At 35.2% G+C, this 9,630-nt stretch carries 13 protein-coding genes and 1 pseudogene; 6 read left to right on the top strand and 8 right to left on the bottom strand.

Annotated features, from left to right (window positions below):
• From M0Q20_RS10290 to M0Q20_RS10255, 8 genes are all read right to left on the bottom strand, one after another.
• A partial coding sequence (locus tag M0Q20_RS10290) for a response regulator (RefSeq protein ID WP_295061561.1) occupies window positions 1-191 on the bottom strand: 191 nt, incomplete at its 3' end.
• Complete coding sequence (locus M0Q20_RS10285) at window positions 184-585, bottom strand: Spy/CpxP family protein refolding chaperone (RefSeq protein WP_295061558.1); 402 nt, start codon at window positions 583-585, stop codon at window positions 184-186. The genes M0Q20_RS10285 and M0Q20_RS10290, both read right to left, overlap by 8 nt.
• Entirely contained in the window at window positions 551-1,663 is a 1,113-nt protein-coding gene (locus M0Q20_RS10280; RefSeq protein WP_295061555.1) for a cytochrome b/b6 domain-containing protein, read from the bottom strand. Before M0Q20_RS10280 ends, M0Q20_RS10285 begins: the two co-directional genes overlap by 35 nt.
• A 12-nt stretch (window positions 1,664-1,675) precedes the next feature.
• Complete coding sequence (locus M0Q20_RS10275; protein WP_295061552.1) at window positions 1,676-2,182, bottom strand: diheme cytochrome c; 507 nt, start codon at window positions 2,180-2,182, stop codon at window positions 1,676-1,678.
• Window positions 2,183-2,192: 10 nt separating this feature from the next.
• On the bottom strand, window positions 2,193-2,594 hold the full coding sequence (locus tag M0Q20_RS10270) for a DUF1924 domain-containing protein (RefSeq protein WP_295061549.1): 402 nt from the start codon (window positions 2,592-2,594) through the stop codon (window positions 2,193-2,195).
• Between the two features lie 163 nt (window positions 2,595-2,757).
• Window positions 2,758-3,075: an EF-hand domain-containing protein gene (locus M0Q20_RS10265; RefSeq protein ID WP_295061546.1), complete on the bottom strand. Its 318-nt coding sequence runs from the start codon at window positions 3,073-3,075 to the stop codon at window positions 2,758-2,760.
• A gap of 53 nt (window positions 3,076-3,128) precedes the next feature.
• A complete protein-coding gene (locus M0Q20_RS10260; RefSeq protein WP_295061543.1) occupies window positions 3,129-3,887 on the bottom strand; it encodes a patatin-like phospholipase family protein in 759 nt (252 codons plus the stop codon).
• Complete coding sequence (locus M0Q20_RS10255; RefSeq protein ID WP_295061540.1) at window positions 3,874-4,482, bottom strand: DUF502 domain-containing protein; 609 nt, start codon at window positions 4,480-4,482, stop codon at window positions 3,874-3,876. The genes M0Q20_RS10260 and M0Q20_RS10255 overlap by 14 nt, the downstream gene beginning before the upstream one ends.
• Window positions 4,483-4,584: 102 nt before the next feature.
• On the opposite strand from M0Q20_RS10255, the gene M0Q20_RS10250 reads away from it, so the two are divergent.
• From M0Q20_RS10250 to M0Q20_RS10225, 6 genes and pseudogenes are all read left to right on the top strand, one after another.
• Window positions 4,585-5,856 carry a M48 family metallopeptidase gene (locus tag M0Q20_RS10250; RefSeq protein ID WP_295061538.1) on the top strand — a complete coding sequence of 424 codons (1,272 nt, stop codon included), beginning with the start codon at window positions 4,585-4,587 and terminating at the stop codon, window positions 5,854-5,856.
• Window positions 5,838-6,668, top strand: coding sequence for a peptide chain release factor N(5)-glutamine methyltransferase (gene prmC / locus M0Q20_RS10245; RefSeq protein WP_295061533.1), 831 nt, complete (start codon window positions 5,838-5,840; stop codon window positions 6,666-6,668). The genes M0Q20_RS10250 and prmC overlap by 19 nt, the downstream gene beginning before the upstream one ends.
• Window positions 6,669-6,671: 3 nt before the next feature.
• Window positions 6,672-7,151, top strand: a complete 480-nt coding sequence (locus tag M0Q20_RS10240) for a DUF4149 domain-containing protein (RefSeq protein ID WP_295061530.1) — start codon at window positions 6,672-6,674, stop codon at window positions 7,149-7,151.
• Between the two features lie 400 nt (window positions 7,152-7,551).
• Complete coding sequence (locus M0Q20_RS10235; RefSeq protein WP_295061528.1) at window positions 7,552-8,637, top strand: nitrous oxide reductase accessory protein NosL; 1,086 nt, start codon at window positions 7,552-7,554, stop codon at window positions 8,635-8,637.
• Window positions 8,630-8,941, top strand: a complete 312-nt coding sequence (locus M0Q20_RS10230; protein WP_295061525.1) for a hypothetical protein — start codon at window positions 8,630-8,632, stop codon at window positions 8,939-8,941. The genes M0Q20_RS10235 and M0Q20_RS10230 overlap by 8 nt, the downstream gene beginning before the upstream one ends.
• Window positions 8,931-9,630: pseudogene (locus M0Q20_RS10225) on the top strand (ABC transporter permease); the annotation flags it as partial. The gene M0Q20_RS10230 and the pseudogene M0Q20_RS10225, both read left to right, overlap by 11 nt.

The following is a 9,630-nucleotide window of genomic DNA, read 5'->3' as shown; positions in this document are numbered from 1 at the left end:
TCAAAGCCGTCAATATCGGGAAGCATTAAATCTAAAATAACAATAGCGTAAGAGCTGCTCTTCTTAAGCTCCTCTATTGCATCAAGCGGGTGTGCAAAGGCATTGCAAGTAAAGTTGTACTTCTTTAAGTACTCCGCTATCAAACTTTGCATCTGCAGGTCATCTTCTATAAGCAAAACTCTTCTATTCAACTCTCCACTCCCACAAATAGTATGAAAATTTTTTCCGCTGTGAGGCTGATAATATAGAGTGAATCTCTTCTAGAGTGTCAATCTCTAACTCAAGAGCCTCTTGGTGTATATCTTGTGCAATGTTTTCATACTTCTCTTTGTCAAACTCCTCTTCTCTTATAAGCTCTTGAAGCTCTTTTTCTCTTTTGGCTTTTTTCTTATAAAATTTTTCATACTCTTTTCTATAATCTATCAATATCTCTTTTATCTTTTTATATTGATCTTTGCTGAGGTTTAGATAGTCTAGGTTTTTATAGATATGGTTTTTATTTTGCTTATGTTCATAATCATCTGCCAAAAGTGAAAAGGGGAGAAACAGACTACATAAAAGCACGAATATTTTTAATTTTATCATCTTCAATCAATCCTTTTTCTATATCACTATGACACGCTTTGCAGTTTGCTCTGCTTTTTACATCAGCATGTGCAAAAACTTCTTTTGAAATATCTTTATGCCTAGTTTTGAAGAAATCTGTGTGGGTTATTGCTATTATATCTTTATTTTTTATCGAATTCAAAATCTTAACACTTACCTCTTGCGTTGAGGTCTCAGCACTATTTTTTAGTAAAAAATCTAAAATGTTTTTGTTATCTTCTTCATCCAAGGAAGCATCATCTTCAAAATGGTTCTCTAAATCACTCATTAAAGCTATCCAAGACCTTTTTGGCAGCGTATGCGGTGGATAGAGTGTGTGGCATGAGGCACACTCTTTAACAAAAAGCTCATTTTGTTTTTTATAATCCACGCTCTTGTGACTTGAAGCAATCAGTGGGTTGGAAGGGGTTATGAGGTTAAAGAGCAAAAAAGCAATAAATATAGCCAGAAATAGCGTAGCTAAAAGTTTTTGAAAAATAGTTAGCTTAATACTCTCATCCTCTTTTGTCACCTTGTAACCGCTAAATATAGAGTTTAGCGTATCATGTTTTGCATGAAGGACTCTATCGCTTAAGATACCCAGCAGATGCAGAACTATCAGGGCAATTAAAATGCTAGATAAAAACTCATGTATATCTTCAAAGAGTTCCATCTCTTTAAAAAAGCCGCTATTTAACGATGAGAGCAACCCTTTGCCTTCTTGAATACCAAATGTTAATATACCTGTGATTATAGTAAGAAAAACTACTATAAATATGCCAATCATTACATAAGATGCAATAGGGTTATGTCCTATATATCTCTGTTTAGAGCTAAAAATATTTGATATAAACTCTTTTATATCTCTAAGAGCCATTGGAAAATCTTTAAATCTAGAGTATTTCGGACCAAGATAGCCCCAAAAAAATCTAAAAACCAAAAGAGTTAAAATTCCATAACCGATAATCGCATGATAATTTAGTAGCTTATCATCATCCGTTAAAAAAGCAAGTAAAATTAGCACTACAAAGAGCCAGTGAAAGACTCTAGTAGGAAGTGACCATATATAAGACTTCATTGTAGTATCTCCTTAATCTTCCCATCTTCCATAATTCGGAATCATGATATCTCTCTCGCTATATATACCTTTTTGCGCTGTGGTATGACATGCGGTGCAGTTAAATATCCCTTTTACCTCTTCTTGTGTTATAAGATTCTCTCTTATATCTTTGTGCTTTTCAATCATATATGGGGTCTTTGATATAGAGTCCGGAATTTCTCCCTCTCTTAGGCTATTTACAACTCTAGCACTTCTTTTATAGTTCATAAACTTCTCAGCACTGTTTTTATTTAAATACTCACTGATAGAATCAAAATCCTCTTTTGCCAAAGAGGCATCAGAGCCGAAGTGATTTTCGAGATTTGACATCATCTTCTGCCAAGCGTTTGATGGAAGAAGACCGGGTTGATATGCAAAGTGGCACGAGCCGCACTCTTTTACATATAGCTTATCCGTTGCCACAGCAACACCTTTTTTATCGTAACTTACTGCTAAAACTACACTCGCTAGTGCTGCTAATAAAATTAATGACTTCATCTTTGACTCCTTATTTGTTGATGATATATGTTACTACATCGCCTTTTTCTTGGGTTGTTCCCTCACGGTTATAGACATCATTGAAGTTTCTTCTTAACCATTTCTCGATAGTTTTGACTTCACTAAACCTTTTTGGGTTTGCTTTAGGAGAGAGCGGTTCAATCTCTTTTGCAGTAAAGTAATTCTTACTAGCTTTGCTTAAATCGTCTCCATGACAAGATACGCATGAGACCTCTTTGCCTTTTTTCCCAATATGTTTTGAGGTAAAAATCTCCTCGCCTCTTTTTAAATCAAATCCACTAAAACTTGGATTTTCAATTTTTGCCTCTTTTGCGAGAGTGTTTAAATACTCATCTACAACCGAAGCAGAAGAGATATTTAAAAAGAGAAACAGGGTAAATATGAGTTTCATTTTTTCTTCCTTTATTTGTATATGTCAGAAGTATAAAAGGATAGTGTTAATTATTTATGTTGGTTCTCTTGACAATTTCTTAACAATAACAAGGAGTTGGTAGTAGGGGAGTTGTTCTGCTTTATAGAGGGTTGGCATGCTAAAAAGAAGCATGCCGACTGTTTTATCTTTTTATTCTAGTTTGATGATCTTCAAACTCTTTTCTACTGATTACGCCATCTTCGTTTGCGTCAATTCTTGAAAACTCATAGTGGTTTTTGGCATTTCTTTGTATTCTGCCCTCTTCTTGACGCTTTTTCATTCTTATCTCTCTGGCTTCTTTCATTTCGCTACTTGTAATCATACCATCACCGTTTAAGTCAAAGCTCTCAAAAGTGGGTATATCCCGTCCAATGTTTTGCGCTGATGCAACAACAGGAACAACTAAAAGCAGACTCACTGCAACAACTGATAATTTTATAAATCCAATTAAGCTTTTCATGATAGACACTCCTTATTTGGTCTTACCTAAATTGTAGCATATAAGCAGTTTATTTATAAGCTTTTTATTATTTTTTTTGTCTCTTGGTATCCAAGTTTAATCAAATCTTTTATTTGTGACATATCAATGGCATTATAATCAGAGAGGTCAGGCTTTATAGTAAGGTCCGCCTCTTTTGTTTGAGACTCTTTGTTTATTTTGACTAAAAAATTAAAACTGTTATATAAAACTTCTATAACATTCTCCGGCTTCTTATAAGAGCGTTCGGGAACGAGGTCCACACCGATTAAAAAATCAACATTTTTATTTTTTAGACAACTTAACGGGACATTTTCAACAATTCCGCCATCAACTAAAAATCTATCTCCAATCTCAACAGGGACAAAAATTCCCGGTATACAACTGCTAGCAGTTACGGCATCAGAGACACTTCCCTCCTCTAAAATAACCTTCTCTCCGGTGGTTATATCCGTTGCCATCATTCCAAGGGGGATATTTGACTCATTAAATTTTTTGTCACCTATGTTGTTTTTTATAATATCGCCTACTCCATTAGAGAGTACTCCATATTTTGAGAGTGTAAGAGAGGTTAGCTTTTTCCACTCAAATTCAACGACTATCTTCTCTATCTCCTGTGGTGTTTTTCCAAAAGCATAAAGAGCCGCGACAATAGCACCCGCACTTGTGCCGCAGATGGCTTCAACCTTGATGTTTTTCTCTTCAAGCGCTTTTAGCACCCCGACATGAACGGCACCTAAAACCGCTCCGCCGCCTAGAGCCAAACCCACTTTTTTATCTTTAAGCTTGCTCATCTGCCACCTCTTTTTTATCATTTTTTTTGCTGCTTGAAATTCCCGCAGTCATTATAAAACCCAAAGCCTCTTCTGTTTTCATATCAATTGGAGTTATGTTTTTCTTAGGGATAAAAAGCGAGTACCCGCCTACTTGATAGCTCATCTGAAAATAGACAACAACAGGCTCTTGCATATCTAGAAAATCAAACCTTTGCAAATCTTTTGCAGTAATAAAACCGATTATTTTTGATTCAAGTGCAGGAAGAGAGACAAGAACAACCACATTGTCCTCTCTGTTTTTTAAGTTTGAGAAAAAATTGAAAAAATCTTTTACCGCACCGTAAAGAGTGTTGATAAGAGGCATTTTGTCAATAAGTGCTTCAAAAAAATCTCTTAATTTTTGTATAATCCAAAGTTTTAAAAGCAGACCGACGGAAAATACTATGATAATCCCCGCTATAAACCCCAAACCGGTTATATAGTACTCTTTAGGGATAATAAACAAAATCAGCTCACCAAAGAAATTCTCCGTTGTTTTTAAAACCCAAACAAGTAGGTATAAAACAAGTGCTGTAGGAAGTATAAGGCTAAGGCCGTTTATAAAAGTTTTCATAAATTCCTCTTTGATTAAGATCTAAAAGATTGTATCAAAAAATCTATTAAAGCTTTATGCAGGAGCATTAATGTTAAAATTTCAAAAAATTAAGGTAGTTACATGTTAATGACAATAGTAGGAATCTATACACTTTTTGTTCTTGTCTCTATATATACAAGCGTTATGCAGATAGGTTATGTAAATATGGCAAAGAGAGGCAAAGCAGTTTTACTAACAGAGAATGATTTTATAAAAGCTGCAAACTACAGCATTGCCAAAGAGAGAATGAACATAGCTAGTATGTTTGTAGATTATATTGTTTTTATCTTCTGGATAGGTTTTGGAATTAAATTTTTAGAACAAAACAGCTCTTTTCTTGCTCAAGGTGGGCAAAATGAAGCCTTTTTAAATATTGCAATCGTTTTGGGCTTTTTGGTTATAAACTCAGTTATATCTCTGCCGTTTTCATACTATGAAAAGTTCGTTTTGGATGAGAAATTCGGCTTTAACAAATCAACTATGGCGCAATGGATAAAAGATACCCTTATCTCTTTTATAACTACCATCATCTTTGGTTCTTTGGTTGTCTGGGGCATTTATGTGATAATATCTAGTTTTACTCTCTGGTGGCTGTGGAGTTTTCTATTTATTTTTGCAGTTGTTGTTCTCATCAATATGCTCTATCCTACATTTAGAGCCTTGTTCTTTGATAAGCTGACCCCTCTTAAAAATGAGGAGCTTGATGCACAGATAAAGGATTTAATGGATAGAACAGGGTTTGTCAGTGCCGGTGTTTTTGTAAGTGATGCAAGTAAGAGAGACTCAAGGCTAAACGCATATTTTGGCGGAATCGGCAAATCAAAAAGAGTCGTACTCTTTGATACGCTTATCGAGAAACTTTCAACAAGAGAGCTTTTGGCTGTTTTAGGGCATGAGCTTGGACATTTTGCTCATGGAGATATATATAAAAATATCGCTCTTGTTGGGGTCATGCTCTTTGGTATGTTTGGAGTTTTTGGAAACCTGCCGGATTCACTCTACATGGAGCTTGGAATCTCAAATTCTCCCTACTCAATAATTATTTTGCTACTTCTTTTCATGCCGGTATTGGGGTTTTTAATGATGCCTATTATGGGGATTGTAAGCAGATATAATGAGTACGCGGCAGATAAGACGGGAAGTGAGCTTGGAGGAGTAGGCGGAGAGATAGAGCTTGCAAATGCTCTAAAAAAGCTTGTAACTGAAAATAGAAGTTTTCCACTCTCACACCCGTTATATATCTTTTTTCACTATACGCACCCGCCTGTTTTAGAGAGATTAAAAGAGCTTGGAGTTGATGTTGAAGATATTGACAACAGCGCCATGGGAGCTGCATGTCAAGCAGATATATAGTAAGAGATATCTTAAAACACATTGCCTCAACGCTAAATCCACATATACCAAGAGCCCCAAGGGAGGCTCAGCTTCTTTTGATGCACCATTTGGGTGTAGATGAGCTTTGGATTTTGACAAACCAGCAAGAGCTTGTAAAAGATGTTGACAAACTCCTTGAGTTAGTACAAAGAAGAGCTAAAAATGAGCCGTTGGAGTATATTACCGGCAAAGTTAGTTTTTACAGCCAAGAGTTTTTCATATCCAAAGGTGCGCTTATTCCACGTCCTGAAACTGAACTTCTTATAGACGAAGTGCTTAAGAGGATAGATGATAAAAGTAGCTCTATGACAGTTGCCGAGGTAGGTGTTGGAAGCGGCATTATCTCGATAATGCTTGCAAAATTTCTGCCAAACGCAAAGATTATAGCTGTTGATATTTCAGAAGCGGCATTAGAGATTGCAAAGAAAAATATACAAAAGTTTAAAGTAGAGGATAGAATCGAGCTTAGGCTCGGTTCACTTTTAGAGCCGATAGATGAGCCGATAGACTATTTAGTCTCAAATCCTCCATACATTGCAGATGATGCACAGCTTGAATCAAATCTCTCTTATGAGCCTCAAAATGCTCTTTTTGGCGGAGCTGTAGGGGATGAGATGATAAAAAAACTTCTTGATGAAGCCTTAAGAAGAAATATTAACTCATTTTCGTGTGAGATGGGTTATGACCAAAAAGATAAAATACTAACTTATTTAAAGGATAAAACCTTTTCAAAGCTTGAGTTTTATAAAGACTATAGTAGTTTTGAGAGAGGTTTTACACTAAGGCTATAATTTTTGAAAAGAAATATCTATATTGATTTTACGTACTTTACTCTTTTAGCTGCTTCATTTGGAGCAGTTTTGGTCTTAGGAACTATAGTGGCTCCAATTGTTTTTAACACAGATAAGATTTTATACTCCATACTGCTAGATAACTACAATGCCGGAATAATTATGGGTGAAATTTTTCGCCGTTTTAGCTACTGGCTCTACTTTTTAGCTTTTTTTGTTGCTATATATGAGCTCTTGATGTATAAAAATGGGCAAAGAGATGCAATAATCTTTGGAAGCTCTGTTACGGTTGTATTCTCAGCACTTATGTTTAGTGCAGTATATTCGCCAAAAATATTATCAATGCAGATACTAGGCGTAGAGGCGACACAGAGTGATACTTTTAAAAATATTCATCTGGCAAGTGAGTTGGATTTTAAAATTTTAGCAACGGCTCTACTTATACTTTTTATTAGAAGATTGATGCTTCTTAGACTCTCATAAAACGCTAAATAAAATACTCTTTTCTCTGTTTCATTCAAGCACTATTATAATTTTTTCTTTTACAACTTGATTTTAATCAAGATTGTTGAGCGACAAATGTATTATCATTTTGACTAATACTACTTTTGGGGGAAGTTAACACGAAAAGTGTATTAATAAAATTTATAGTTAACGGGTTGACATTATTTGGTAGTCTTTTGGGCTGCTAATAGAAGTTCTTTTTATGAAAATTAGAAACAACTTATACTCTTTTAGGAGCGTTTCATATCGGGGGATACGATTCGCGCTTCTATAGACTAGAATAACCTCCATTGTTAAAAAAATCACTAAAATAGCTCTTTTATAAATTAATCATTCACTTTAGGATAAAATAGGAAAAATTATTACCTAAGGAATTGATATGTTTTTAAAACTGCTTCTTATGCTCTCTCTACTTCTATCCACCGTTAATGCGGCTACCTTTGAAAAGCAGGAGACCTTAAAACCTCAGTTGCTTCAGAGCGGTTCACAAAAAGAGTGGTGTCCGGTATGTGGCATGAGTATTGAGGCACACTACAAAACTTCTCACGCTTCAAAAATTCACAATCATGTAGATAGACAATACTGCTCCATTAGATGTTTAGCTGTAGATATGCAGGAGTATAAAATAGACCTCAAGGATGTCAAAGTTGTTGATTTCCCAACTAATAAACTAATAGACGCAAAAAGCGCTCACTATGTTGTCGGCTCTGATGTCAGAGGTACGATGACAAAGGTAAGCAAGCTTGCTTTTGAGTCTAAGGAAGCAGCAGAAGATTTTAGTATGCAAAACGGAGGAGATATAGTGTCGTTTGAGAGTGCGCTAAAGATAGCAAATGAGTCGCTTGACTCTGATGTAGCAATGGTGCAGAACAAAAAAGATAAGCAAGTTTACCCTATGGGTAAAAAGATATTTGAAAAAAATTGTAAAAAAGAGATAGATATAAACAATTACTTTGAGATAAATGAACTAAAAGCGGCTCTAAGAGATGAAAGCTTTTGCGGGGAGTTAAGGGAGGTAGAACTTCAAGCGCTTAGTCTATACCTATGGGAAGTAAAAAGATTTGAAGATAGTAAACACAAAGGTGAAATAATAGTAGTTGCCAAAGATGAGAAGTGTCCAATTTGCGGGATGTTTGTCTATAAGTATCCAAAATGGGCAGCGCAGATATTTTACAAAGAGACTCACTACTCTTTTGATGGCGTAAAAGATATGATGAAGTACTACTTTTTGCATAAAGATGGGGTCTCAAAGATGCTGGTGAGTGATTACTATTCACAAAAAGCCATTGATGCTAAGAAGGCTTATTTTGTAGTGGGTAGCGATGTGTATGGACCTATGGGAGACGAACTTATACCGTTTTTAAAAGAGAGTGAAGCAAAAACTTTTTACATGGACCACAAGGGTAAGAAAATACTAAAGTTTGATGAGATAACAAAATCGGAGATAGAGAAACTAGATGAATAGAAAAAGTGAGCTGTTTTTCTACTCTCTATTTGGTATAGTTACTCTCTTTATTGTAGAAGTTAGTTACCTTTATCTGACAAAGAGTGCTGATTTAGTTAAGCAAAATAACAAAAACGAATTTGTAAAAATTGTACAGCTCCCGGATTTGTCAATATCGACAGAGGCTTCATATATCAGGCATAGAAGTTTGAGTGATTTTTTCTCTATATATAAAGATGATGGAGCTCTAAGAGAGTATTTTGCCTCAACATATGTCTTTAGTAGCCCAGATATAGTAAAAAATAAGAGAGAAAATGAGAAGTAGATTAAATCTCTATATAATCGAGTATGCTATAAACTCTCTGCTTCGCCAGAAGTATAAAACTATTTTTATCTTCTTTATCTTTAGCATTTTAGTTTTTTTGCTAAGTTCGCTCTTTTTTATAACAAACTCCATTAAGCATGAGCTTAATTCTACCGTAGATTCACTTCCTGAGATAACTATTCAAAAGATTAAAGCTGGACGACTCATAGAGACAGATATAAATGTCGTAGATGAAATTTTACAAATAACGGGTGTAGAGAGTGCAGTACCGAGGGTCTGGGGATATTACTACTTTGAAAATGCAGGAGTAAACTTTGCTCTTGTTGGGATTGATGAATATGAATTGCACTATAAAGAGTCATTAAGCCGCGTTGCAGAGCTTCTTGATTTTAGCAAATCCTCCATGATAGTGGGCGAGGGCGTAAAAAGAGTTATGCACAAGAGTTACTATAAAGAGTACTTCAATTTCATAAAACCAAACGGAACTCTAAAGAGGTTAGATATTGGCGGTGTTTTTAAAGGTGATACAGAGCTTGAGTCAAATGATGTGATAGTTATGAGCAAAGAGAGCGTAAGAGAGATTTTTGACATAGATAAAGCAAAAGCGACTGATATAGTTGCTAAAGTTGCAAATCCTGATGAAATTGCTACTATTGCGTCAAAGATAAAACTTTTATACCCGGATGCTA

This window comes from Sulfurimonas sp., assembly GCF_023229025.1.
Classification (GTDB): Bacteria; Campylobacterota; Campylobacteria; order Campylobacterales; family Sulfurimonadaceae; genus Sulfurimonas.
This window is presented reverse-complemented; position numbering and strand designations above follow the sequence as displayed.

Excerpts from the sequence above, each read along its gene's own strand:
- M0Q20_RS10255 (WP_295061540.1), bottom strand. The coding sequence starts at position 4,482 with ATGAAAACTTTTATAAACGGCCTTAGCCTTATACTTCCTACAGCACTT.
- M0Q20_RS10275 (WP_295061552.1), bottom strand. The coding sequence starts at position 2,182 with ATGAAGTCATTAATTTTATTAGCAGCACTAGCGAGTGTAGTTTTAGCA.
- prmC (WP_295061533.1), top strand. The coding sequence starts at position 5,838 with ATGTCAAGCAGATATATAGTAAGAGATATCTTAAAACACATTGCCTCA.
- M0Q20_RS10280 (WP_295061555.1), bottom strand. The coding sequence starts at position 1,663 with ATGAAGTCTTATATATGGTCACTTCCTACTAGAGTCTTTCACTGGCTC.
- M0Q20_RS10260 (WP_295061543.1), bottom strand. The coding sequence starts at position 3,887 with ATGAGCAAGCTTAAAGATAAAAAAGTGGGTTTGGCTCTAGGCGGCGGA.
- M0Q20_RS10285 (WP_295061558.1), bottom strand. The coding sequence starts at position 585 with ATGATAAAATTAAAAATATTCGTGCTTTTATGTAGTCTGTTTCTCCCC.
- M0Q20_RS10250 (WP_295061538.1), top strand. The coding sequence starts at position 4,585 with ATGTTAATGACAATAGTAGGAATCTATACACTTTTTGTTCTTGTCTCT.
- M0Q20_RS10230 (WP_295061525.1), top strand. The coding sequence starts at position 8,630 with ATGAATAGAAAAAGTGAGCTGTTTTTCTACTCTCTATTTGGTATAGTT.
- M0Q20_RS10270 (WP_295061549.1), bottom strand. The coding sequence starts at position 2,594 with ATGAAACTCATATTTACCCTGTTTCTCTTTTTAAATATCTCTTCTGCT.
- M0Q20_RS10265 (WP_295061546.1), bottom strand. The coding sequence starts at position 3,075 with ATGAAAAGCTTAATTGGATTTATAAAATTATCAGTTGTTGCAGTGAGT.
- M0Q20_RS10235 (WP_295061528.1), top strand. The coding sequence starts at position 7,552 with ATGTTTTTAAAACTGCTTCTTATGCTCTCTCTACTTCTATCCACCGTT.